The 23,988-nt window shown below is 58.5% G+C and carries 27 protein-coding genes; 3 read left to right on the top strand and 24 right to left on the bottom strand.

Features of this window, described 5'->3' with window-relative positions; all coding sequences use genetic code 11:
* Positions 1–201 (top strand): type II toxin-antitoxin system VapC family toxin (locus IPM39_19215; GenBank protein MBK8988164.1); only part of this gene is annotated, 201 nt, incomplete at its 5' end.
* A gap of 142 nt (positions 202–343) precedes the next feature.
* Here the strand turns inward: IPM39_19215 and IPM39_19210 are convergent.
* The 11 genes from IPM39_19210 to IPM39_19160 all read right to left on the bottom strand — a co-directional run bounded on the left by IPM39_19210 (position 344) and on the right by IPM39_19160 (position 10,753).
* Positions 344–1,282, bottom strand: a complete 939-nt coding sequence (locus IPM39_19210; GenBank protein MBK8988163.1) for an alpha/beta fold hydrolase — start codon at positions 1,280–1,282, stop codon at positions 344–346.
* A 67-nt stretch (positions 1,283–1,349) separates the two neighbouring features.
* Positions 1,350–1,571 carry a hypothetical protein gene (locus IPM39_19205; GenBank protein MBK8988162.1) on the bottom strand — a complete coding sequence of 74 codons (222 nt, stop codon included), beginning with the start codon at positions 1,569–1,571 and terminating at the stop codon, positions 1,350–1,352.
* Positions 1,572–1,837: 266 nt separating this feature from the next.
* Entirely contained in the window at positions 1,838–2,656 is an 819-nt protein-coding gene (locus IPM39_19200; protein MBK8988161.1) for an EF2563 family selenium-dependent molybdenum hydroxylase system protein, read from the bottom strand.
* Between the two features lie 68 nt (positions 2,657–2,724).
* Entirely contained in the window at positions 2,725–4,968 is a 2,244-nt protein-coding gene (locus tag IPM39_19195) for a xanthine dehydrogenase family protein (GenBank protein MBK8988160.1), read from the bottom strand.
* Positions 4,949–5,305 (bottom strand): hypothetical protein, encoded by a 357-nt coding sequence (locus IPM39_19190; GenBank protein MBK8988159.1) that lies wholly within the window; start codon positions 5,303–5,305, stop codon positions 4,949–4,951. The genes IPM39_19195 and IPM39_19190 overlap by 20 nt, the downstream gene beginning before the upstream one ends.
* A gap of 45 nt (positions 5,306–5,350) precedes the next feature.
* On the bottom strand, positions 5,351–6,802 hold the full coding sequence (locus tag IPM39_19185) for an FAD binding domain-containing protein (protein ID MBK8988158.1): 1,452 nt from the start codon (positions 6,800–6,802) through the stop codon (positions 5,351–5,353).
* Between the two features lie 184 nt (positions 6,803–6,986).
* Positions 6,987–7,775, bottom strand: a complete 789-nt coding sequence (locus IPM39_19180) for an XdhC family protein (GenBank protein ID MBK8988157.1) — start codon at positions 7,773–7,775, stop codon at positions 6,987–6,989.
* Between the two features lie 68 nt (positions 7,776–7,843).
* Complete coding sequence (locus IPM39_19175; protein MBK8988156.1) at positions 7,844–8,266, bottom strand: hypothetical protein; 423 nt, start codon at positions 8,264–8,266, stop codon at positions 7,844–7,846.
* Between the two features lie 60 nt (positions 8,267–8,326).
* Positions 8,327–8,734 (bottom strand): response regulator, encoded by a 408-nt coding sequence (locus IPM39_19170; protein ID MBK8988155.1) that lies wholly within the window; start codon positions 8,732–8,734, stop codon positions 8,327–8,329.
* Between the two features lie 115 nt (positions 8,735–8,849).
* Positions 8,850–10,103, bottom strand: coding sequence for a glycosyltransferase family 1 protein (locus IPM39_19165; protein ID MBK8988154.1), 1,254 nt, complete (start codon positions 10,101–10,103; stop codon positions 8,850–8,852).
* Positions 10,100–10,753: a TetR/AcrR family transcriptional regulator gene (locus IPM39_19160; GenBank protein MBK8988153.1), complete on the bottom strand. Its 654-nt coding sequence runs from the start codon at positions 10,751–10,753 to the stop codon at positions 10,100–10,102. The genes IPM39_19165 and IPM39_19160 overlap by 4 nt, the downstream gene beginning before the upstream one ends.
* Positions 10,754–10,941: 188 nt before the next feature.
* Here IPM39_19160 and IPM39_19155 point away from each other — a divergent pair, with 188 nt between their 5' ends.
* Positions 10,942–11,577 carry a hypothetical protein gene (locus IPM39_19155; protein MBK8988152.1) on the top strand — a complete coding sequence of 212 codons (636 nt, stop codon included), beginning with the start codon at positions 10,942–10,944 and terminating at the stop codon, positions 11,575–11,577.
* The gene (locus IPM39_19150; protein MBK8988151.1) at positions 11,562–12,431 is read left to right on the top strand and encodes a hypothetical protein; all 870 of its coding nucleotides are present in this window, start codon (positions 11,562–11,564) and stop codon (positions 12,429–12,431) included. The genes IPM39_19155 and IPM39_19150 overlap by 16 nt, the downstream gene beginning before the upstream one ends.
* A gap of 6 nt (positions 12,432–12,437) precedes the next feature.
* On the opposite strand, the gene deoC is transcribed toward IPM39_19150, so the two are convergent.
* The 13 genes from deoC to fdhF form a co-directional block, all read right to left on the bottom strand.
* Positions 12,438–13,136 (bottom strand): deoxyribose-phosphate aldolase, encoded by a 699-nt coding sequence (deoC, locus tag IPM39_19145; GenBank protein MBK8988150.1) that lies wholly within the window; start codon positions 13,134–13,136, stop codon positions 12,438–12,440.
* A 32-nt stretch (positions 13,137–13,168) separates the two neighbouring features.
* The gene (locus IPM39_19140) at positions 13,169–13,381 is read right to left on the bottom strand and encodes a DUF2283 domain-containing protein (GenBank protein MBK8988149.1); all 213 of its coding nucleotides are present in this window, start codon (positions 13,379–13,381) and stop codon (positions 13,169–13,171) included.
* Positions 13,369–13,701, bottom strand: a complete 333-nt coding sequence (locus IPM39_19135; GenBank protein MBK8988148.1) for a DUF4258 domain-containing protein — start codon at positions 13,699–13,701, stop codon at positions 13,369–13,371. The genes IPM39_19140 and IPM39_19135 overlap by 13 nt, the downstream gene beginning before the upstream one ends.
* A 72-nt stretch (positions 13,702–13,773) precedes the next feature.
* Complete coding sequence (locus IPM39_19130; protein MBK8988147.1) at positions 13,774–14,946, bottom strand: phosphopentomutase; 1,173 nt, start codon at positions 14,944–14,946, stop codon at positions 13,774–13,776.
* Positions 14,947–15,046: 100 nt separating this feature from the next.
* Positions 15,047–15,430 carry a type II toxin-antitoxin system death-on-curing family toxin gene (locus IPM39_19125; protein ID MBK8988146.1) on the bottom strand — a complete coding sequence of 128 codons (384 nt, stop codon included), beginning with the start codon at positions 15,428–15,430 and terminating at the stop codon, positions 15,047–15,049.
* Positions 15,430–15,630: a DNA-binding protein gene (locus IPM39_19120; protein MBK8988145.1), complete on the bottom strand. Its 201-nt coding sequence runs from the start codon at positions 15,628–15,630 to the stop codon at positions 15,430–15,432. Before IPM39_19120 ends, IPM39_19125 begins: the two co-directional genes overlap by 1 nt.
* A gap of 170 nt (positions 15,631–15,800) precedes the next feature.
* Positions 15,801–16,343: a hydrogenase maturation protease gene (locus tag IPM39_19115; protein MBK8988144.1), complete on the bottom strand. Its 543-nt coding sequence runs from the start codon at positions 16,341–16,343 to the stop codon at positions 15,801–15,803.
* Positions 16,344–16,374: 31 nt separating this feature from the next.
* Positions 16,375–17,799: a Ni/Fe hydrogenase subunit alpha gene (locus tag IPM39_19110; GenBank protein MBK8988143.1), complete on the bottom strand. Its 1,425-nt coding sequence runs from the start codon at positions 17,797–17,799 to the stop codon at positions 16,375–16,377.
* Between the two features lie 86 nt (positions 17,800–17,885).
* Positions 17,886–18,422, bottom strand: a complete 537-nt coding sequence (locus IPM39_19105) for an NADP oxidoreductase (GenBank protein MBK8988142.1) — start codon at positions 18,420–18,422, stop codon at positions 17,886–17,888.
* A gap of 3 nt (positions 18,423–18,425) precedes the next feature.
* Entirely contained in the window at positions 18,426–19,145 is a 720-nt protein-coding gene (gene hoxU, locus IPM39_19100; GenBank protein MBK8988141.1) for a bidirectional hydrogenase complex protein HoxU, read from the bottom strand.
* Between the two features lie 2 nt (positions 19,146–19,147).
* On the bottom strand, positions 19,148–20,812 hold the full coding sequence (locus IPM39_19095; GenBank protein ID MBK8988140.1) for an SLBB domain-containing protein: 1,665 nt from the start codon (positions 20,810–20,812) through the stop codon (positions 19,148–19,150).
* Positions 20,802–21,314 (bottom strand): bidirectional hydrogenase complex protein HoxE, encoded by a 513-nt coding sequence (gene hoxE / locus IPM39_19090; protein MBK8988139.1) that lies wholly within the window; start codon positions 21,312–21,314, stop codon positions 20,802–20,804. Before hoxE ends, IPM39_19095 begins: the two co-directional genes overlap by 11 nt.
* 519 nt (positions 21,315–21,833) lie before the next feature.
* Positions 21,834–23,984: a formate dehydrogenase subunit alpha gene (fdhF, locus tag IPM39_19085; protein ID MBK8988138.1), complete on the bottom strand. Its 2,151-nt coding sequence runs from the start codon at positions 23,982–23,984 to the stop codon at positions 21,834–21,836.
* Positions 23,985–23,988: the final 4 nt, after the last annotated feature.

Raw genomic sequence — 23,988 nt, 5'->3', positions numbered from 1 at the left:
CAACTTCAAATCGAACCCGTGACAAATGAACAAGCCATGGCCGCTCGTTCAGCATATCGCCTGTACGGAAAAGGGCGACATCCAGCCGGACTAAACTTTGGCGATTGTTTTGCTTACGCTTTAGCTAAAATCTCTGGCGAGCCACTGCTGTTCAAAGGCAATGACTTTAGTCAGACGGATATTCCAGGCGTTTTTGATTGATGATTTCCAACATTAAACTGGGAACAGCTAAGGTATGTTGATGTTTAAAAAGGTTCGCCGCCCAAACCACCCCCCATTCCCGAAAACGCCACCAACCACCCTGCCCCACAAATTCCCCGGCCTCCCGCCAGAACCAAAGCGCCTAACGCCCATCACTCAAGCCAAAACCAGGTACATGGCGTGCCAGAAAGCCGTCTGTCAGTTGGTCGAAGGCGGCGTAATCCACAATGATAGACAGGCCATGATCTGCGCCCCAATCGGTGATTTGCAGTTCGGTGGTCGCCTGGTTGCTGGCGGCGTAGATGGCTTGGGAATGGGCGGCGGGGGTGAAGCCGTCTTCTTTGGCGTGGACAAGCAGGATGGGGGTGGTGGATTGGGTCACGGCCGTTTGCGGCGAAACCTCCGCCACATTGGCTCCCGTCCGCAGCCACACCACCAGAAACGCGCCCGGCACAAACCAGGTAGCCCAGGAGCCAAACTGCTGGTCGGCCTGATGGGTAATGATCTCCCGCCAACTGCTGTACGACGAATCGGCCAGCACAAAGGCCGGGTCGGGCAGCAGCGGCAGCATTTGCAGCGCTGCCGCCGCGCCATAAGAGACGCCCACCAGACCCACCCGGTCCGGCGTCAGGCCGGTGCGACTTAGCAACCACTGGTAGGCGGCCAGGCCATCTTCTTTTTCGTAGTAGCCAAACGTGTGGAAGGCGTCGCTGCTCTCACCGTGGCCGCGCGCGTCGTAGGTCAGCACGTCGCAGCCGCGCTCCCAGAACAGAGGGGCGTATTGCAGCGCCCCGTAACGGGTTCCGGTGTACCCATGCAGCAGCAGCACAGCGCAACGGCCGTCCAGCGCATTGTCGTAATAATTACCGGCCAAGATCACCTCGCCGGCGTCTATGCGAATAGTTTCCGGCGCGGGCAAATCTAATTCGCCGATTACCCTGATCTGTTGCGCCTGGCCTTCGGCCAATGTTTGCGTCTCGCCGCCGATGATGATACCCGCAAAATAATAGCTGACGCCCAGATAGACCAGGTCCAGCAAAATGATCGCCGCCAGCAGCAGCAAAGGCAATTTTAGTTTCATCGCTGTTTTCTCCTTCGAAAAATAGGGTTGTCAAATCTTAAAGATTTAAGGCAGGGTTCATTTAAAGCTAATGGTGCTTTACAAATTTAACAAGAAGAGGTGTCATGCTGAGAGCCTGTGCTGAGGCCGCCGAAGCATCCCCCGAAGCATCCCCTCCTCTGGCGGGAGCGGGATGCTTCGCTCCGAAGACTCCGCTCAGCATGACAATGCCGCGTAAATTTGTAAAGATGATATTTTGCTCGATGAACCATGCCGGATTTAACAACTCTAACGCAAAATCAGCGTTCACCCGCGTCCTATTTTGACTTCTCCAACAGGTAACATCTTGATAATCTGGGGAGCCTCCGGTAGGCTTGTCGTTACCGTCACGGTCGTCTCTAGCCCCGTTTACGGGGCGTCGTTTTTTAGCCTTGGGCTTTAGCTCCAGGCGCGGCGGACAACCGGCGACGACCAGCGCTAAAGCGCCAGTCTATCAAACAACGCCGGGTAAACCCGGCTTTTACCTCTTTGCCACCGATTGACCCCGACATATTGAGAAGATACTCCAACAGCCTGCTAGAACTTATTGCGGTTGAGATGAGTCAACACGGCTTCCAGGACGCCGCCGCCAATCGCCAGGGCTTTGTCGGAGATGGTGAAGCAGGCGGCTGCGTCGGCGCGGGCGTCTATATCGCCGATTTTGAGATGGGGGGGTACGGCCGTTCCCGGCGCAATCAACCCGCGAATCACCCCGTCAAATGGGGCGCGCACCGGCTGCCCGGCCACTTCGCCAATCACCTCGCCCGCCCCCGCCAGATCGCCAATGTCCCGCCGCCACTCGACCACGCCCGCCGCCGGGGCGCGCAGAACCCGCTCCGCCCCCTTGCCGGCGATGACGCCCGGCGTGCCGGTGTTGGGCAGCGTCGGGCCATGCCAGATGACCCGCCCCAGGCTGTGGCCGCGCATCGTCTCGATGACGGCATGGCAGTCTAGCCCGGCGCTAAAGCCGGGACCGAGGGCGATGACCAACCCGGCTTGATGGATGTGGGTGTCTATGTTGCGTTTGGCGAGGCGGGCATCAACAATGGTGAATGGTGAATTATGAATTATGAATTGTGAAGTTTGAAGGTGGGGGGCGATGAGGACAGGGATGGTCCCGGTGGGGGCCAGGGACAGGGCGTCTTGGGGGGTGGGGACGAGTTGGGCGTGGAGGTCTTCGATGGTGACATGGCCTTCCAACACGGCCGTTGCCAACGCCACCCGCCGCCGAATGACCAACGGCCGTGCCAATTCCAGCACCACAATCGGAAAACCAGCTTTGTGCAGCCGGTAGGCGACCCCCGTCGCCAGGTCGCCACCGCCACGGATGAGTACCAGATGGTTGGGGAATAACATGCCGTGTTTCGTGATCCGTATTCCGTTATCCGTGTCCCGTAATCCGTGTTCCAATTACGGCTGACAGCCTACCCCCCAATCCCATGGGCGCGCAGCTTTTGCACCACTTTATACGGCAGCAGGGGAATTTCATCGAACCAGACGCCGGTAGCGTCGTGCAGGGCGGCGATGATGGCGGGGGCCAGCGGCAGGAAAGGCATTTCGGCCATGCCGCGCGCGCCCCAGGGACCAATCGGGTCCGGCGTTTCCATGATGATGGATTCCACTTGCGTGGGTATGTCTTTGATGCCAGGGATGAGGTATTGGCTGAGATAAGGGTTGCGGATACGGCCGTCTTCCACCTGCAAGTTTTCCATCAACGCATAGCCGTGCGCCTGCACCACCGCCCCCTCAATCTGCCCCTGCACCAACATCGGGTTGATGGCCTTGCCAACGTCGTTGGCGCACACCACCCGGTCTATGGTGATATGCCCCGTCTCCACGTCTACCGTCAGGTCCACCGCTTCGGCCACATAGCCATAAGCGAAGTTCGGCATACAGACGCCCGTTTCCGGGTCATACGGCTCGGTCTTAGGCGGGTAATAGGTCTCATGGGCGATGGCCGGCCGCTCCTCGTTGGCCCACTTCACCAGCGCCGCCGCCGCCGCCTGCCGGATGGAATTGCCGGCCATAAAGGTCATGCGCGAGGCCGAGACCGAGCCGGAATTGCCGCTGCTGGCAGTGTCGGACATATCCAACGCCACCAGGGACACATCCACGCCAACGGCCGCTGCCGCCATTTGCTTCAGCGCCGTGTGCGACCCCTGCCCCACCTCGGCCGCCGCGTGGCGCAAAATCACTTGTTCGATTTCTGTGCCGCCATACAGCTCCACAATCGCCTCGCACCTCTCCGGCGCGCCAAACGAGAAGCCCACGTTCTTAAACGCGCAGGCAAAGCCACGCCCTTTTTTAAGGGACTGGGGGTTCGGCGATGGAGATTGGACAGCCGCGCTCCCGCTCTCCTTTTCTCCCCACACCGCCTCCGCCGCGCAGCGGGCAATCACCTCTTTCAGGCTGACACCTTGGGGCATGGGGGTTTGCACGGTCAGCAGGCTGCCATCGCTGAGCGCGTTTTTCAGGCGGATTTCTACCGGGTCCAGGCCCAGCGCTTCGGCCAGTTTGTTCATCTGGTTTTCGGCGGCGAAGGCCCCTTGCGGGCCGCCAAAGCCGCGAAACGCGCCGCCGGGCACATTGTTGGTGGTGATGGTGTAACTGTCTATGTGGGCGTTGGGGATTTCGTAGGGACCAGTAACCATCAGGTGGAAATTGCCCAGGACTTTGGTGCTGGTATAGGCATACGCGCCGCTGTTCATGAAGACCTCGGCGGAGACGGCCGTAATCTTCCCCTCTTTCGTCGCCCCCCATTTCGTCCGCACCACCGCCTCGTGGCGTTTGTGGTGGCCGATAATGCTCTCCTCGCGGCTCCAGGTGATGCGCACCGGCCGATTGATGCCCCGTTCATGCAGGCGCATGGCCGCCAACCCCAGGACAATCTGCAAAGACATGTCTTCGCGACCGCCAAACGCCCCACCAATGGCCGGGTAGACAACCCGCACCCGCTCCAACGGCAGCCGCAGGGCGTGGGCCACCTGCTCCTGGTCCTCATGCGTCCACTGCCCACCGATGGCGACGGTGATACGGCCGTCTTCATCCACATACCCCACCCCGGCTTCCGGCTGCAAATAGGCGTGTTCCTGGTAAGGCAGCTTGTATTCACTTTCAACCACCACGTCGGCGGCCGCCCAACCGGCGGCCATCTCCCCTTTGCGAATCTGGTACTTTTTCAGGATATTGCTGCCATGCCAGGGATGCAGCACCACCTCGTCGCGCATGGCGGCAAACATATCGGTGATGATGGGCAGCGGCTGCCATTCGATGTGGATCAGGCTGCGGGCCAGGGCGGCCGCCTCTTCCGTCTCGGCGACAATCACAGCCACCTGGTCGCCTTCCCACAGGCTTACGTTATCGCCCTGCTTGTTGCCGCCCAGCCCCACCAGTACCGGCTGGTCTGGCATAATCAGGCCATATTCGTTCAGCGGCACGTCGGCGGCGGTGAAAACAGCCACCACGCCCGGCACAGCCTCGGCCGCCGACGTGTCCATCGCCACCATGCGGGCGTGTGGTTGGCCGCTAAACAAGACCTTGCCAAATAACAAACTATCCGGCGCCAGGTCGCCTGGATAAGCCGCCTGCCCGGTTACTTTAGTGGCGGCGTCCACCCGCGGCAGAGAATTTAGTTGGGTTGCGTTCACATTAACCTCGTCCACTCCCATCATCAAAGGGGTCTTTATTGCGCGAGTAAAGAGTGCCTCGCCCACTGCGTCGGCGGCCTTCGGGGCTGGCGACCATAAATCCAAACAGCAGGAAAAACTGCATAATCGCCACAACGAGCAAGACTAACGCCGCAAGGAACACCCAGGATGGCACAGCGCGGGGGATGCCCCATTGGTAAAAAATGTTCAAATTCAGAAACTTCTGGGCGATCAGGTAATTAACCAGCACGTAACCAAGCGCAATAGAAATCAGCAGCCAGATGCTGGCGATGATGGTCCGACCGGTCATGCCTTTGCGTTGGGCAACTTCTTCTTCGCGTTTTTTGTCTAGCCTCATGAGATGCCTCCAACTTTCGCAGAGAGGCCCGGTAGTTACCTCGAATCAGGCAGCTACGGCCGTTTTCTCCACTGCCTCAATAATTTTGTAATATCCGGTACAGCGGCACAAATTGCCGGTAAACGCCTGTTGAATGTGCGCCAGGTCGGGCTGTGGGTTTTCCGCCAGCAGCATGGCCCCAGACATCAGAAAGCCGGGGATGCAGTAGCCGCACTGCACCGCGCCGGTATCCACAAAAGCCGCTTGCAGCGGGTGCAGCCCATCGCCGCCGTTCAGCCCGGCCAGCCCTTCGATGGTGACAATCTCCGCCCCATGCGCCCGCGGCGCGGAGACCAGGCAAGACATCACCGCCATGCCGTCGAGGATGACGGTGCAGGCGCCGCATTCACCTTCAGCGCAGCCTTCCTTCGTGCCGGTCAGCAAACCGGCGTCGCGCAGCCAGTGGAGCAGGGTTTTGTGGACGCCGCCAACGGCCGTCACCGTTTTCCCATTCACCGTGGCCGTAATAGGCGTGTGGGCGTCGTGGCTGGCGGCAAAGGCGTCGCCGGCCGGGTAGACGCCGCCGGTTTCGCCCCACAACATGGTGGGGAGCTGCGGCCAATTGGCCCGCTCCTGGCCGTCGCGCAGGGTGGTAAGCGCCCGCTTTGTCAGTACGCGCACCATTTCGGTGCGATATTCAGCCGGACCGCGTACATCGCTGATGGGCGTGGCCGTAGCCGCCGCCAGCCGCGCCGCCTCGGCGATGGTCGCGTCGTTGAGTTGTTGGCCCACCAGGAAGGATTCGGCCGCTGGCGTAGAAATAATGGTGGGGGCGACGCTGCCCTGGGTAATGGTCGCGGCTGTCACGGTACGGCCGTCGGCGGCAAAGTCCAAAATAAACGCCAGATGCACCACCGAGATGGCTTGCGCCCGCCGTAAACCAAGTTTCACAAACAGGCCGCGCGCCGATGCGGCCATCGGCGGGAAACTGATGTCCGTCAGCATTTCGTCCGGGCGCATGATGGTGCGGCGCACGCCGGTGTAAAAGGCAGACAGCGGCACGGTGCGCTGTCCATCGGCGGCCGAAGCCAGGGTGACGCTGGCCGCCAACGCCCACAGCGGCGAGATGGTGTCGTTGGCCGGGCTGCCGGTGATGAGGTTGCCGGCGACGGTGGCCCGGTTGCGCAGCTGCGGCGAGGCTACTTCCCAACATGCCTGGGCCAGCGGCAGCGCCTTGTCCACGATGAGCGGCGAGGCGATGACCTGGTTGTGGCTGACGAGTGGGCCGAGGTGAATACGGCCGTCTTCCCCCCGCGTGATCTGGTTTAGGCCAGGGATGCGGGTGATGTCTATCAGCACGTCCACATCCGGCCGTTGGCCTCGTTCCAATTCCAATAAAAGATCCGTCCCACCGGCCACCAGGCGGGCGGCACGGCCGTATCGGGCCAACAGCGCCAGCGCATCAGTTACACGAGTGGGGGTTTCATACCGTTGGATGAATTTAGGTTGCTGGTTCATGGGTGTAGTATCTTCAAATTGTGGGGTTGTTACAAGTGACAAGTGTCATGAGGAATAAAATTTAAATAACATACGGAAGATTGGACCAATCTTGGAGATTGTTCCAATCTAAACGGGCTGGTTGGGTTTTTTAGATTGGACCAATCTTGGAGATTGGTCCAATCTGGGCCAGCAAACCAACCAACTAACCAACTTTCCCCCCTCGTCGAAACTGAATAATCTCGGCCATGATACTGACAGCGATTTCGGCCGGCTCCTCGGCGTGCAGTTCCAGGCCGATGGGCGAATGGAAGCGGGTCAGGTCGGTTTCTGGCAGGCCGCTGGCCAGCAGCAGTCGCTGTGTTTCTGCCCAGCGCCGTCGGCTGCCCATGACGCCGATGTAGGGGGCGCGGGTGGGAGCCAGCAGCGGCAGGATGTGTTGGTCTAGCCCCACATTGCGGGTGACAACAACAACGTAGGTGTTGGCGGTGATGGCGAGTTGAGGCAGGATTTCGTCGAAGGGGCCTGGCAGGTAGATGTCGGCTTGCGGGATGTGGGCTGGGGCAGCCAGTTCGGCGCGATCATCGGTGACGACAACGCGGTAGCCCAGCCAATGGGCCAGTCCGGCGACCGCCTGCCCCACATGGCCGCAGCCAATCACCAACACAGTGGCCGGGGGATGGTAACTTTCCAGATAAACCTCCAGTTCGCCGCCGCACACGCCGGGGTCGCCGCGGGCCGGGTCTACCAGGGCGTAGGGGATGATGCGCGGCGGCGTTTGTGGAGCGGCGAGCATTTCTAGCGCGGCGGCTACAACGCGGGCTTCCAATTCGCCGCCGCCGATGGTGCTGCTGGTACGGCCGTTCGCATACACCAACATCTTGCTCCCAGCGTGGCGCGGCACAGACCCCCGCGCCTTGATCACCGTCGCTAAGACGACTGATTCACCGATTTCTTGGGCGGCCAGGAGTTCGTGAAGGAAGAGGTGGGTCATGGGGTATAGTATCCAGTGTTCAGTGTTCAGTGTTCAGTAGTTCAAAAACTGAACACTGTCCACGCTTCTCACTGCCCCACACACCACCCGGCAACCCAACCGGAACGGCCGTCATTGGGGCGGGTGACCAGGTAGAAGGTGTGGTCGAATTGTTCGCTGGTGGCGATTATTTGCAGCCGTTGGATGCTGGTCCCGACCAGAGTTACGGGGGTGTCGGTGGCAAACACCAACTGGTGGCCGCTGACAACCGGGCGTTCGGGGTGGCCGAGAATGACGGAACGGCCGTCGGCGATGGTACCGCATTGGCCGCGGCGGGCGCACTCTTCGCTGCACACCAGATTAATTGGGGAGGCCGCCTGTTCCAGGGGGGGCGGTTGGTCCGCATTACGGTTTAGCAGGCTGCAACCCAGGGTAAAGAAGAGGAAAAAAAGGGCGAGGGCGAGGTGGAAGAGATACGGCCGTGTCCGCCGCCAGATTACCGCTTGCGTCAATCGGGGAACAGGCTGCCTCCTTATAGCCACAATGTCTCCAACCAGCCGGGCAAAGCCAGGTTAACGCCAATCCCATACGCTGTTACCGGCTAAAATGCGTTCCAACTGCGAGCCAAAGATGGTCGTTTTTAGCGGTTTGCTGATAAAGCCATCAAAACCCGCCTGGCGCGCTTTCTCCACATCTTCGGCAAAGGTACCGGCGGTGATGGCTGTCACTTTAGCCGCCGCCAGACGAGCGTGGGCGCGCACGGCCGTTAACAGTTCAAAACCACTCTTGCCGGGCATATTGATGTCCACCAGGAAGAGATCAACCTGGGGCAGCTTTTCGGCATACGCCAGGGCGGCGTCTACGCTTTTGCTGGCGTAACAATGTTCCGCGCCATTCAAGCGCAGCAAATCCATGGTGATAAGGAGTGCGTTGGGGTCATCTTCGACCACGACGATATGGGCGTCTGTGAGAGATGTCATGCAGTTTGTCTAATCCTCTCTGTTTATAGGTGATGAGAGTGTATCAAAACAACGCCGATTGACAAACAGGACCGGACCCTCACGCAGACGCTTCCGCCACCTATGCCGGTAAAAATTACCAGCGGCCGTTGACCGCTGCCACAAATTGTTCGGCATTGGCAATGCCATCTTCGGCGTGCAGCGCCCGGCCAACGGCCGTCGCCCTCTGCCGCATCACCCCATCCGCCACCATTTGTTGGATGGCTGCCGCCAGTTTTTCGGCCGTTAACTGCTTCTGGCGTATCGGCTTTGGCCCCGCGCCCAACTGGTGAACCCGCTCGCCCCAAAAAGGCTGGTCGGCGATAAAAGGGCAGATTAGGCTGGGCTGGCCGGCCCGCAGCCCGGCGGCCGTCGTGCCGGAGCCGCCATGGTGGACAACGGCCGTTACCCGTTCAAACAGCCAATCGTGCGGCGCACTCTCCAGTTTAAGAATAGTGTCGGGCAAATCGCCCGGTTTCAGTCCGCCCCAGCCGGTGGCTAAAATGCCCCGCTGCCCAGATTGTTGCAGCGCCTGCACGGCCATGTCGGCCAATCGTTCTGGCTGTGTCCCGGCCATGCTGCCAAAACCGATATAGACCGGCGGCGGTCCGGCCTGCAAAAAGGCTGTCAGGTCGGCCGGTGGCTGCCAGCTTTCGTCGGGCGGCAGGAACCAGTAACCGGTGACCGTGGTGGTTGGCGGCCAATCGGCCGGGCGGGGCACAATGTGGCTGCTGTAACCATACATCACGGGGGTAGAACGGCCGTCTGGCAATTTTGTCTCATCCAACATCTTGCCACACGGTTTTAGCCCCAACTCCTGGCGAAAATCGTTCACCACACTGCTGTAAGGCGCAGAAATGAGCGGAACCATGCGGTACGTCTGGCGGTTCAAGAAGCCACCCAGGTTGGCAGCTGTCAGCGGCAGGGCAAATTCGCGGGTAGGGCTGTACATGGGCAGCACCAGGCTCAAAATCACCGGCACGTTCAGCGCTTCGGCCACGTGATAGCCACCCATCGTTTTGGGATGGTAAATGATGAGATCAGGCTGCACCGATTGGGCCGCCTGCCAGATGTCGGCCATCATGCGGCGGATCATCGGCTTGACCAGGTTGATGGCTTTCAGCGGATTGCCGCCGCCTTCGATCATCTGCCGCGCTTCAGGCGAAGCGGACAGTCGAATCATCTCGTCGTCCATGGGCCAGAAAGCCAGACCGTGGGCAGTGACCATTTCTTTGAATAAGTCGCCGGTGCAGATGGCGACGGTGTGCCCGGCTTGCTGCAAACCGCGCCCCAATGCCACATAGGGCTGAACGTCGCCCCGCGAACCAATCGTCAGGATGAGGATTTTCATGGTTGTTCCTTTTGGCCGACGCCAAATTCTAAGATGTACAGCACCTGGTCTAATAGGGCTTCGGCGGGGTGGGCGTGGAAGGGCAAACGGCCGTCGTCCACCATCACGCCCTCTTGCGCCAGCCGCGCCATCAGATAGCGCCCCAATTCGGTGAAGACGACGCTAAAGACAAACGCGGCCAAATCTTCGTCAACGGCCGTGTCTACGCTGCCCTGGCTTTTGGCCTGGGTAATCAGTTGGGCAAAAAAGTGACGGCTGCTTTGCCGCGCCTCGGCCAAAAACTCCGGCGGCAGGCTGTTGCTTTGCACTGCCCGATAACCGATCTGGCTGAGCTGCGGCTGGCTCAGTTCAAAAGCCACGCCGGCCTGGGCCAGTTGCCGCAAATAGGCAAAGAGGCTGCCGGACGGGTCTGGCGGCTGCGCATGAAACAGGGCCATTTTCGCCTGCGTCCCCAGGTCCAGCAGGTAACGATACAAATCTTCTTTGTTCTCGAAGTATTGGTAAAAGCTGCCTTTAGCAATGCCCGCCCTGGCGACAATGCGCGAAACGGAGGCATTGGCAAAGTCGTTGGCGGCAAATTCGGCGATGGCAACGTCTAAAAAAGTTTGCCGTTTTTCGGCCGGTAAGTTGAAGAATGTCTGTTTAGGCATTTTTGTCCTGATGTGACCGGTCGGTCATATGACCGACCGGTCACATGATACAGCGCTTGATGCTGGTTGTCAAACAGGTGAGAACTGCGGCTGATTTTGGCATTTTTCTGTTCCGACATACAATCGAATCAATTGTCAACAGACGATTGCCAGCCAGCAATCGTCAACTTGTAAGAGGTTATGTTGTGTTGAAACGGATTCTTGTTTGTCTGATTTTACTGCTGCTGCTGGCAGCTTGTGGGGAAGAGCCAACACCGGCGCCAACGCCGACGATCACGGCCGTTGCCACCACCCCCACGGCCACGGCGCCAGCGCAGCCCACCGCCACCGCTACGACGCCGCCCAGCCCGACGCCCATCCGGCCTGGTCTGGCGGTAGATGACCAGACGATTGACGAAGACGGCCGTCTGGTCATCACCAACGTGACGGTATTAGAGCCGTCCTGGCTGGTGATTCACGCCGAGCGGGAGGGACAGGTGGGTGAGGTGTTGGGGTATACGGCTGTGCCCGGCGGTGTCAGCAGCGACGTAGTCGTAACCATCAACCCGCTGGCGGCCACGGACCAACTGGCGGCCATCATCCATGTGGACGCCGGGGCGGCGGGCGTGTTTGAATTTCCGGGGGTGGACGAGCCGCTGCTGGCGGAAACGGCCGTAACCGCCCAATCCTTTGCCATCCAACGCGACCTGGCCTTGCCGGCCATCACCGCCGCCGACCAGAACATCATCGAAGATGGGTTGGTGCGCGTGGCAAGCGTGACGGCGCCAACCCCGGCTGGCTGGTGGTCTACGCCGACGAGCAGGGCAAGATGGGGCCGATTTTAGGCCACACGTTTGTAGACGCCGGGCAAATGGCCGATGTGGTGGTGCATATCCCCTGGCGGCAGGGCACACCGGTTTTATATACCATGCTGCACGAGGATAACGGCCGTGCCAACCGCTTCGATTTTCCCGATGGCGATCTGCCTATCCTGCTGGCCGGTCAGCCAGTCGTGGCCCAAATCAATGTCACCTACCCACCTGACGTGCTGGTGCTGGATCAACCACTGGTAGATGGCGCGATTACCGTGGAGCGTGTGATCAGCAATGGCCCAGGCTGGCTGGTGGTGTACCAGGACGACGGCGAGGGTCGCCCTGGTCTGATCATCGGCTCGGCGGCGCTGGCTGACGGTCTGAATCAACAAGTTCGGGTTCCGCTGCAAGTCAACAGCGTCACCGACCAGCTTTTTATCTTCTTACATGAAGACACAGAACCGGGTAGCGGTTTCAATTTCCCGGCGGCCGATCCACAAATTACTTATCAGGGACGCATCCCCAACCCCTTCAACTTCAGGACCAACCCTGGCCCTTACCTGGCTACCCGTGACCAAGCGCCAATTACCGACACGGCGGAAACAACCGTTGTTGTCCCGTTGGTGGTGGCTGACGCCAATGTGTGGGTGGCAATTTATACCAACAACGAGGGGGAATTGGGTGAAGTTATCGGGCAGGTCTGGCTGCCACCGGGGATCAGCCGGGAGGTGCTGGTGACGATTGACGCCGCCCAGGCCACGCCCACGCTCTTTGCCGCCCTGCACATAGACGCCGGGACTGCCCAGGTATTTGAGCCAGGTGGGGCCGACCCACTGATGCTGCGGAATCGCAATATCATTCGCTCACCCTTTGCGATTGGCGATTGACGATTTTTAGGCAAGCGCTTCGGCCATGATGGTCAGGCCGCTGCTGGCCCCAATGCGATTGGCGCCGGCCTGGACCATCGCCAGGGCGTCGGCCAGATTACGCACGCCGCCGGAGGCTTTGACGCCGGCCTGATGCCCCACCACGCGGCGCATCAGGGCGACATCGGCAGTGGTTGCGCCGCCAGTGCCAAAGCCGGTGGAGGTTTTAACGAAGTCCGCGCCTGCGGCCAGCGATAACTGGCAGGCCGTTTCTTTCTCCGCATCGCTAAGGTAGCAGGTTTCGATGATGACTTTGAGACGGCCGTTGCCCGCATGGGTGGCAGCAGCGATGGCGGTGATGTCTTGCTGCACGTGGGGGAAACGGCCGTCTTTCAACGCCCCAATGTTTAGCACCATATCTATCTCGTCGGCGCCATCGGCCAGGGCTTGCTGCGTTTCGGCCACCTTGGCGGCCGTGGTGGTTGCGCCCAGCGGAAAGCCAACGACGCTGCACACCTTCACCGGCGAACCGGCCAATCTCTCGGCCACAAAGGCCACATGCGCCGGATTCACGCACACCGAAGCAAAGGTATATTGCAGCGCCTCATTACAAACCCGGGCCACATCTGCCTGGGTAGCAAAGGCTTTGAGAATGGTATGGTCAATCAGTCGGGCGATAAAGCCGGGGGTTTGTTCTAACGCGGCCAGAATGTCGGCCTGGGTCATGGTATCGAGGTTCATTTGGGTTTCCTCTGTTTTTAGAAGGTGACAGTTTCAAACGCCACCCGCAAAGGTTCGGGTTGAACAGCAGAAAAATTTAACTTTTCGAAACCGATCACCGCGCCATCTTTATTCTTCATCAAAATGATTCCTTCGCCCGTTTCTTCCGCTTCAAACTCATTTTGGGGATCGTCAAACCAGACGGTCAGTGTATTGCCGATCTGATCATAATAGACTTTTACTTGGGCCATATCTGTCTGCCTTCCTTCACGTTGCTTGTACGATATGCGGTAATCAAGAATCCATCACCGTTCAATCGCCTGGCAACGGCACAAACCCATCGTTTAGCGCCATCAAAACGGTAGAATAAGTAAATTTGCGGATCGCTCTTGCTCAGCCGCACAACATCGGGGTTGCTTAGGGCGTCTTTTACGGCCGTTTCCCGTCCCTGCATGACCGGGTGCTTAATGGTCGTGATGATCCGCCAGTAACCGGTTGTTGCCCGGACAGAGAAACCAAGCGGCGTAACAACGTTAAAAATAACGTCGTCGTTTGACAGTGGTTGGGCCATAGAATGATTATAACAGCATCCGCCGGTAACGGGTGGCGAGGGCTATACCTGCTACTCGTCACCCGCTACTCGCTACAGTGCGGCCTTAAAACTTTGGCCGGGGAAGGTCCAATCCAGCCCAAACACGTCGGCAATTGTCGCCGCTAAATCGGCAAATGTTGAGCGCACACCGATGTTAACGGCCGTTTTCACCCCTGGCCCCGTCACCAAAATCGGCACGTACTCCCGCGAATGGTCGGTGCTGGGCGTGGTCGGGTCGTTGCCGTGATCGGCCGTCAGAACCAGCAGATCGCCAGGGGCCAGGGCGGCGATGATCTCCGGTAGGCGTTGGTCAAATTCGACCAGGGCGTCGGCGTAACCCTGCGGGTTGTTGCGGTGGCCGAATTTGGCGTCGAAATCCACCAGATTGGTGAAGATAAGGCCGCGCTGCCGCTGCTCGCGGATGGCGGCGATGGTTTTATCTATGCCGTCGTTGTTGTCCTGCGTGGTGATATAGTCGGTGATGCCCTGGCCGACAAAAATGTCGTTGATTTTGCCGATGGCGTAGACCATCAGCCCGGCCTCTTTGAGCGCATCCAACACGGTGGGCTGCGGCGGCACGACGGAAAAATCGTGGCGATTGGCGGTGCGGCTGAAGCTGCCTGGCTGCCCAACAAACGGCCGGGCAATGACGCGGCTGACCTCATGTTCGCCGCGTAAAATCTCGCGGGCGATGTGGCACATGCGGTACAACTCGTCAATGGGGATGATGTCTTCGTGGGCGGCAATCTGGAAAACGCTGTCGCCGGAGGTATAGATGATCGGCTTGCCGGTGGCGATATGCTCCGCGCCCAATTCGTCCAGGATGACCGTGCCGGAGGCGGGATAGTTGCCCAACGTACCCCGCCCGATTGCGGTCTCGAAGCGCTCCATCACGTCGGGCGGAAAGCCATTGGGGTAGAGGGGAAACGGCCGTGCCAACTGCACGCCCATCAATTCCCAATGCCCGGTGGTGGTGTCTTTACCGGCGGAGGCTGAGGCCATTTTGCCGTAAACGGCCGTGGGCGCAGTTTGCGGATTCACCCCCTGCAAGATGGCGATGTTGCCCAGGCCCATCTGGGTGAGATTGGGCACATTCAGGCCGCCGACGGCAACGGCCGTATTGCCCAGGGTATGGCTGCCCACATCGCCATAAGCGGCGGCGTCCGGCAGTTCGCCAATGCCCACGCTGTCTAAAACAATGACGATCACGCGGTTTACGTTCATGGGAACCCTCTTTTGATTACGGACTGCGGAATGAAGCGTCGCCGCAGCCTATGATCTTGTATCCAATGTGGGAAATATGAAGAGATTCAGCAGATAGAGTTTATCGTTTTGGGATGGACGCGCGTACCCAATTTGTAAAAGCCCTGCGAGTCAAGGAGCCAGAGGCTACCTGCAAAATAACTGCTTCCTGCTCATCTACCGATTTGTCAATTTCGTACCCATTCAACACCAGGAAGATTTCCATCGCCGCATGTCCGGTGCGCTTGTTACCATCCACGAATGGGTGATTTTGAATGATAGAAAACCCCAAAGCCGCCGCTTTTTCGGCTGTCGTTGGATAGAGTTCTTCTCTTTCAAACGTCATACGCGGTTGTGCCAGAGCCGACTCCAAACCACCCATATCGCGCAAACCGCTTGCTCCGCCTGTCTGCGTGACAACTCTTTCATGCAATTCAAGCGCTTCGCTAAGAGTCAGATAACGCATCAGGCGGCTAATCGTTGATAGAGTTTTTGGTTCTTTTGTAAGACATAGTCCACCGCGTTCTGGAACGTTTCCTCTGGCGAGGCGATCAGCTCCTCTACACTGGCGCGCACCAAATCTTCTGGGGTGACGTTATGGTACTCAGCCAATTCTTGTAGTTTAATCATCACCTCATTGGGTAAGGCAATCGTTAAATCGGTCATGGTAACACTCGGTACATGGAATGTTCGTGCCGCGTTTTGCTCTCTTCGCAAAATAGCGCCACCTACTCGGACACTTTCTAACAAATCGGAGAATAATTCGTCATCCATTTCCAGACAATCCTGCGTCTCGTTAAAATGGATCATACGCCAATGAGGAAAGGTGTGTCAAATTATGCGAGGGTTTGACTAATGAGCGACTGAATTTCGGCCAGCACTTCTGGCAGCGCGGCCGCGACGGTGGGGGATAGTATTTCTGCGTAGCCCAGGGAAACGGCCGTTACCGTCACCAAATAGGCGGGGGGGCAACGGCCGTATACCTCTCCCGCATACGCCAACAACCCGGCCGGGTCAAAATGATGGCTAAACGCCCCCGGCTGCTGCGGGCGCGGCGTTACCGCCTGAACCTGCACCGCCCCCGGCTCCCCTTCCACCGACGCATCTACAAAAATCACCAACTCCGCTTCACTAATCGGCTCCGCCAACTCCGGCAGCAGCTGATGCACAGCAATCAATTGCGGAGTGCGGAGTGCGGAGTGCGGAGTGAGCGGCCCTCCCCATTGACCATTGACAATTGACGATTGAAAATGGTTAATTTCCTCAATCACCCGCCACCCTACGCCGTCATCGCCGCGCAGCGGATTTCCGTAGCCAATCAACAACGTTTCCATGCCGCCAACCATATCAAAACCAACAAAAAAGAGCCAGAGAATCACCTCTGGCTCTTCCTCTATTTGGCTCTTCCTTCTAGCCCTGAAACTTCTCATCCAGCACTGCGCCGTCTGGGGCGAGGAGCTGGATTTGCAGCGGCATCTGGCCGACGGCGTGGGTGGAGCAGCTCAGGCAGGGGTCAAAGGTGCGGATGACGGCTTCCACCCGGTTGAGCATACCTTCCTGGATTTTCTCGCCGCGAATGAAATGCTTGGCAACCTGATGGACGCCTTTGTTCATCGCCAGGTTGTTGTTGCCGGTGGCGATGATCATGTTCACCCAGGTGATAAGACCGTCTTTGCCAATTTTGTAATGGTGCAGCAGCGTGCCACGCGGCGCTTCCGACATACCCACGCCCTCAAACGCATTCGGCTCGGCAAACGAACGCACATGGTCGCTCAGGATGTCCGGGTCGTTCAGCAGGTTACGAATGCGCTCAATGCAGTAGATGATCTCGATCAGCCGGGCATAGTGGTACTGGAACGAACTCAATACCGCGCCGCGCTGCAACATGCGGAACTCCGCCCATTCCTCGTCGGCAATTTCCGTGCCACAGCGGGAAATGATGTTCATGCGCGCCAGCGGCCCGACGCGGAAGATGCCGTTGGGGTAGCCCATCGGTTTGTAATAAGGCGATTTCAGATAGGAATCCGGCTCCACCGATTCGGCCAGCCACTGCTGGTACGTGGCCGGTTCCAACTGGTCGGCCACGATCTCGCCGACGGCGTTGACAATGCGGATGCGACCGGCGTACATGGAAAGCTCGCCCTTGGGATTCACCATGCCCATGAACAGGGTGGGGAAATTGGCAAAGCTGCGAATTTCCTCATCGAATTGGCCGAAAACGCCTTTGTACCAGTCCAGGGTACGCTGCGCCCGCAGCAAAGCATCGGGAATCATCGCCAGAATGGTGGCGCGGTCCTCGGCGGAAAGCGGGTGGCTGACGCCGCCGGGCACAATCCACGAGGGATGAATGCGCTTGCCGCCCAACAGTTCGATGATTTGCTGGCCGAATTTGCGCAGGGCGATGCCGTCGCGGGCCAACTGCGGTGCGGCCTGGGCGACGCCAAACAGATGGCGCTGCGCCGGGTCGGCGTCCATACCCAGCACCAGGTCGGGCGAGGAGAGGTGAAAGAAGCTCAGGGCGTGCGATTGGGTGATTTGCGCCAGGTTCATAATGCGGCGCAGGTTGCGCGCCGTGCGCGGCACGGTGACAGCCAACAGCGCGTCGCAGGTTTTGGCCGAGGCGACCAGGTGGCTGACGGGGCAGATGCCACAGATGCGAGCAGTGAGAGAAGGCATCTCGTGGAACGGCCGTCCCTCGGTCATCTTCTCAAAGCCACGAAACTGGGTCACATGGAAACGCGCATCGGCGACACGGCCGTCGTCGTCCAACTGAATGGTTATCTTGCTGTGCCCTTCAATCCGGGTCACGGGGTCAATTGTAATTGTTTTACTCATCAGATTTTGCTCTTTTTGCGGGTGTCCAACAGCGGGTAAGAAACACACGCCACGTACTACTGGCTGCTCGCTGCTCACCACACGCTCTATATGCCAAACCTTGTTTTGCCCGTCAGGTCCGGCTCACGGCCGGCCAACAGCTCCGTTAACACATAAAAAATCGTGTCAGCCGATGGCGGGCAGCCGGGCACAGCCACATCCACGTCTACCACGTGATGCACCGGAACCGATGTTTTGCGCAGCGGCGGAATTACCTGCACCGGAATCTGCTGATTGATTTCCGCGTTTTCGATGTAGGCGCGGTTGAGAATATCTTCTACTTTGAACGGATTACGCATCCCTGGCACGTTGGCTGTCACGGCGCAGTCGCCCAGCGACACCAAAATTTTGCTGTGGGCGCGCACCTTTTGAATCTTGTGGTAATCTTCTTCGCTGCTCACCGCGCCCTCCACCAGGGTCACATCAGCCATTTCCGGGAACTCTTTCAAGTCTACCAACGGGCTGTACACCAGGTCAGCCAGCGCGGCGACATCCAGAATACGTTCGTCAATGTCCAGAAAAGACATATGGCAGCCGGAACATCCATCCAGCCAGACTGTTGCTAATTTTGCTTTGTCACTCATGGCTTACTCCTCGTGCATTAGTTTCAGGTAGGGCAGCCAATCGCGCCGCTTTTCCATTTCGCCGGCCGACTTGCCTTTTTGCACCAACGCGCCTGTGGGGCAAACGTTGACGCACTTGCCACAACTGGTGCAGGTTGTCGAATCGCCCCAGTCGCCATTTAAATCGTTGATGATACGGGCATTGACGCCGCGTCCCATCACCCCTTTGGTGGACGCCCATTCGATCTCGCCACAGACGCGCACGCAGCGCTGGCACAAAATGCAGCGGTTGTGGTCCATGATGAACAAATCGTGGGAAGCGTCTACGGAGACGCTGGGGTTGAGGTAAGGCAGTTCAACGCGAGTCATGCCCAGCTTGGCGGCCAGGAATTGCAATTCGCAGTGGCCGTTAGAGACGCACACTGAACAAACATGGTTGCGTTCGGTGAACAGCATTTCCAAGATCATGCGCCGGTATTCCAGCAGCCGCTCAGACTTGGTGTTGACTTCCATGCCTTCATCGGCGTATGTCATGCAGGCGGGGTACAGCCGGTTAGAGCCTTTCATTTCCACCATGCACAGGCGGCAGCCGCCATATTCCGACAAACCATCCAGATGGCACAACGTGGGGATGAAGATGCCGTTTTCCTGGGCCAATTGCAGAATGCTTTCATGTTCACGAGCGGCAACATCTACGCCGTCAATCTTTAAGGTTTTAATACGGGATTGTGAGGGTCGTTTCATGGTTATGCCTCCACCGGGATGACCAGCGCCTGGGGCGCACGGCCGTTTTGATCATGATCAATCAATAAATCCAGGTATTCCTGGCGGAAGTAATGCAGGGTACTCAGCACCGGGTTGGGGGCTGTCTGGCCCAGACCACACAGGCTGGTGTCCTTAACCATCTCGCAGAGGTTTTCCAGCATGGTCAAATCCCGGTAGCGCGCTTCGCCTTTGCAAATCTTGTCCAGAAAGTTGTGCATATGGACGGTCCCTACACGGCAGGGGATACATTTGCCGCAAGATTCAGTCATACAAAATTCCATGAAGTAACGGGCTACATCCACCATAGAAGCGGATTCGTCCATGATGATCATGCCGCCAGACCCCATGATGGAACCCAACTCCTTGAGCGACTCGTAATCTACGGGGGTGTCAAAGTGGTCGGCTGGAATGCAGCCACCGGAAGGTCCACCGGTCTGTACGGCCTTGACGGTAGCGCCGTCGGGCGCGCCGCCGCCAATTTCGTAGACGATTTCGCGCAGGGAAATGCCCATCGGCACTTCGATGAGGCCGGTATTTTGCAGTGCGCCGGTGAGGGCAAACACTTTGGTCCCTTTGCTTTTTTCCGTGCCGATACCGGCGTACCAGTCGCCGCCGTTGCGCAAAATAGACGGCACGTTGGCAAATGTCTCGACATTGTTGATGAGCGTTGGTTTACCCCATAGACCATATTCCGCCGGATAGGGCGGACGGGGGCGAGGCGTGCCGCGCCGTCCTTCGATGGAAGCGATGAGGGCAGTTTCCTCGCCGCAGACAAACGCGCCGCCGCCTAAACGGATGCTGACATTGAAGTTGAAGGTTGTGCCACAGATGCCATCGCCCAGGAAGCCCAACTTTTGCGCCTGACGAATGGCTGTTTTCAGGCGGGAGACGGCCAGCGGATATTCACCGCGCACGTAGATGTAGCCGATGTTGGCCCCAGTGGCGTAGCCGGCAATCGCCATGCCTTCGATGACGCGGTGCGGATCGCTCTCCATGATGCTGCGGTCCATAAATGCGCCGGGGTCGCCTTCATCGCCGTTGCAGATGATATATTTTTCGCTGCCTTCGGATTTGGCGACGGTGATCCATTTGAGGCCGGTGGGGTAGCCACCGCCGCCGCGGCCGCGCAGACCGCTGCGGGTGATTTCATCTATTACTTCACCGGGGGAGAGTTCGGTAACGGCCGTTACCAACCCGCCATACCCTTCGTGGGCGATATATTCTTCGATGCGTTCGGGGTCTATCCGGCCGCTATTTTCCAGCACAATTTTGTGCTGCCGTTGGAAAAACGGCGTGTCGGTGGGGCATTGCAGCCGCGCCAGCGGTTCTGCGTCCAGGCTGGACAGTACCTCGCCGGCGTCTTCCGGAGCGACGTTTTGGTAGAGGATTTCTTGTTCAAAACGGCCGTGTTCCGGCTGCACAGACACCAACGGCCCACGCGAACACAACCCCCGGCAGCCCACCCCCTTCACCTGACAAGTGTGATCCAACTCTTTTTCGGCCACAGCATCTTCCAGGGCTTTCTTCACCAGGTCGCTCTGCGCCGACATGCACCCTGATGAGACGCATACCGTCACGACATGGCGGTATTGCGCCTGTTTCTTATGCTCAGAGAGGGAAATCTGCTCTAACTGTTCATTCGACATTGGCGGCCTCCTTCCAGCTTTGAATTTGGGCCAGGACTTTTTCGGTCGTTACTTTGCCCATCACTTCACCATCAAACACGCCCACTGGCGCAATGCCGCAGGCGCCCAGACAACGGGCTGTCATCAGTGAAATCAATTCATCATCCGTTGTTTCGCCCGGCGTAATGCCCAATTCTTCTTCAACGGCCTGCAACATTTTGGGAATGCCGTTGATATAACAAGCCGTTCCGGTACACATGACGCAGGTATGTTCACCGGCCGGCTTCAGGCTAAACAAATGATAAAAGGTGGAAACGCCATATACCTGGCTCAACGGCACGCGCAGCGACCCGGCCACATAGCGCAGCGATTCCTCGTCCAAAAAGCCAAACGATTCTTGCACTGTGTGCAGGGTTTCAATCAGAGAATGTCGTGCAAACCCATTGCGCCGCATGGTCCCTTGCACAATGCGCCATCGCTTATCATCTGATGGCGGCTCTATCTGGCTTGTTTTAGATACCATCCAACTTACCTCCTTCAGAATGCGGATTTAGGATTTCGGATTTCGGGTGTGGTTCAAGACCGTTAAAATATCCTTTACACATGAGAAGCGTCATGCTGAACGAAGTCTTCGCAGTGAAGCATCCCGTTCACTCGGCCAACCCATAGGGATTCTTCGCTCCAAAGCCGAATGGCCCGAATGGCCGAAGGCTCCGCTAAGAATCACAATTCGCCGACTAATTTATAAAGGATACCTTCTGCTTCTTGAACCATGCCGGATTTTGAGTTACGAATCCGATTTTGGCCGTTCCGCTGAATGTGTGAATACAAAAAAACAGCCAAATTGTGAAACTATTCACAATTTGGTTTCGGGTATTATGCGGTTTTTAAAGGCAGTCGTTCAGTGTGGATATTCACCCAATTGGCATGACGATTGACATGTGAATGTCATAAAGCTGAGGGGGTGAGGGGTGACAAGGTGAAGGGGTGACGTGATGCCACCTTACCACCTTAGCACCTTGTCACCCTGCCACCTTGCCATCTAATGAACCTGCACAGGGTCCTTAATGGCCCCGCGTTGGAGCAGGTCTTGCTGGTAGCCTTCGTCCCAGTCAGAAGGGGGTGTGGTGGGGTGGAGACGCACGGCCGTATTCTTGTAGTCCGGTATCTGGGCGCGTTTGTCCAACTGCACCATCGTCAAGACGTTGGCCGCTGCCTCGGCAAAGTGGAACGGGATAAACACCGTGCCCCGCGGCGACCGGCCCGTGACAAGGGCGCGCAGTTGAATCGCGCCGCGCCTGGATTCTACTTCTACCCAATCCCCTGTCTTTAATCCTAAATCTTGCGCATCGGTCGGGTTTATCTCGCACGTCGCTTCGGGGTAGATTTCTTCCAGGCGGGAACGGCCGCTCATGGTGCTGCCGTGCCAGTGGTATAACACGCGCCCGGTGCTGAGGTTGAACGGATAGTCGGCGTCTGGCTGTTCTGATTCTGTGCCAAAGGTCACTTCCCAGAATTTGCCCTTGCCGCGGGGGAAGTCGTCGGCGAAGAGGAAGGGCGTGCCGGGGTGGTCGAAGCTGGTGCAGGGCCAATGGACGCCGCCTTCGCGCTCCAGGCGGGCGTAGTCTATGCCGTAGAAGTCGGGCGTAAGCTGGCGCATCTCCTCCCAGATTTCGGCGGGATGGGCATAATCGAAGCCGGCAGAAAGCTGGACGCCCAGGCGCTGTTGGATGCGACGGCCCAAATCGCACAAAATATCCCAATCGGCGCGGGATTGGCCGACCGGTTCGACCGCTTTGCGCACGCGCTGGATGCGCCGGTCGGAGTTGGTGAAGGTGCCATCTTTTTCGGCGAAGCTGACAGCCGGCAAAATTACGTCGGCCAATTCGCCGGTTTCGTTGATGAAGATGTCCTGGCAGACGAGCAGTTCGAGCTGCTCCAGCGCGTGGCGGGTATGTTCCTGGTCGGGTTCGCTCATCATCGGGTTTTCGCCGATGATGAACATGCCGCGCACGCTGCCATTGACCGCGCCGTCTACCATTTCGGTAGCTGTCAGGCCGGGGCGGGGATTGAGCGAGACGCCCCAGAACTGTTGGAATTTTTGTTGTACGGCCGTATCGGCCACATTCTGGTAAGCGGTATACACGTTGGGCAGGCCGCCGCTGTCGGAGCAGCCCTGCACGTTGTTCTGACCGCGCAGTGGATTCAGGCCGGTCCCGGCGCGCCCCACATGGCCGCACATCAGCGCCAGGTTGGTCAGGGTGAGGGTGTTGTCGGTTCCATGCGTGGATTGGCTGATGCCCATGCCCCAATAAATGGCGGCGCGTTTGGCGTTGGCGTACAGGCGGGCCGCTTCGCGGATGGATTGGGCAGGTACGCCGGTGATGGTTTCGGCCCATTCAGGCGTGGCGCTTTCCAGGGATTCGATGTATTCCTGGAAGCCTTCGGTGCGCTGGCGGATAAAATCCTCATTGACTAGCCCTTCTTTAACGATGACGTGGGCCATCGCCTGAAAGACGGCGACATCTGTGCCGGGGGTTTGGCGCAGCCAGAGGGTGGCAAAGTCGGTCATGCCCACCTGACGCGGATCTATGACGATGAGCGTGGCCCCATTCTGGCGCACGGCGCGCTTGAGGAAGTTGGCAATGACCGGATGGGTTTCAGTGGTATTGGAGCCGGTGACGATAAAGGTGTCCAGGTGTTCCATCTCGGCGATGGAGTTAGACATGGCGCTGGAGCCGAGGGCAAGCTGCAGGCCGGTGACGGAACCGGCATGGCAGAGGCGGGCGCAGTGGTCTATGTTGTTGGTGTGCAGCAGGGCGCGGATGAGTTTTTGGAAGATGTAGGTGTCTTCGTTGGTGGCTTTGGCGCTGGCGTAGGTGGCCAGAGTGTCGCCGCCATGCGTTTGCGTCAGGCGGACGAGTTCATCGGCGACCAAGTCCAGGGCTTCGTCCCAGGTGGCATCGCGCCAGACCGGTTTGGCGCTGCGCCCTTCGTGGCGGTTGGCGCGGATGAGGGGCGTTTTGACGCGGCCGGGGTGTTTGACATAATCTGTGCCGAAGCGTCCTTTGACGCATAACATGCCGTAGTTGGGCGCGGCGTCGAAGGGTGCTTCGACGGCGTAGATGAATTCGTCTTTGACGTTAAGGTGCAGTTGGCAGCCAACGCCGCAGTAGGGGCAGGTAGTGCGGATGGTG

Origin of the sequence: Candidatus Leptovillus gracilis, assembly GCA_016716065.1 — a bacterium.
GTDB classification, from domain to species: Bacteria; Chloroflexota; Anaerolineae; order Promineifilales; family Promineifilaceae; genus Leptovillus; species Leptovillus gracilis.
Note: the sequence above shows the minus strand (reverse complement) of the source record. Positions and strands in the feature narration are given on the sequence as shown.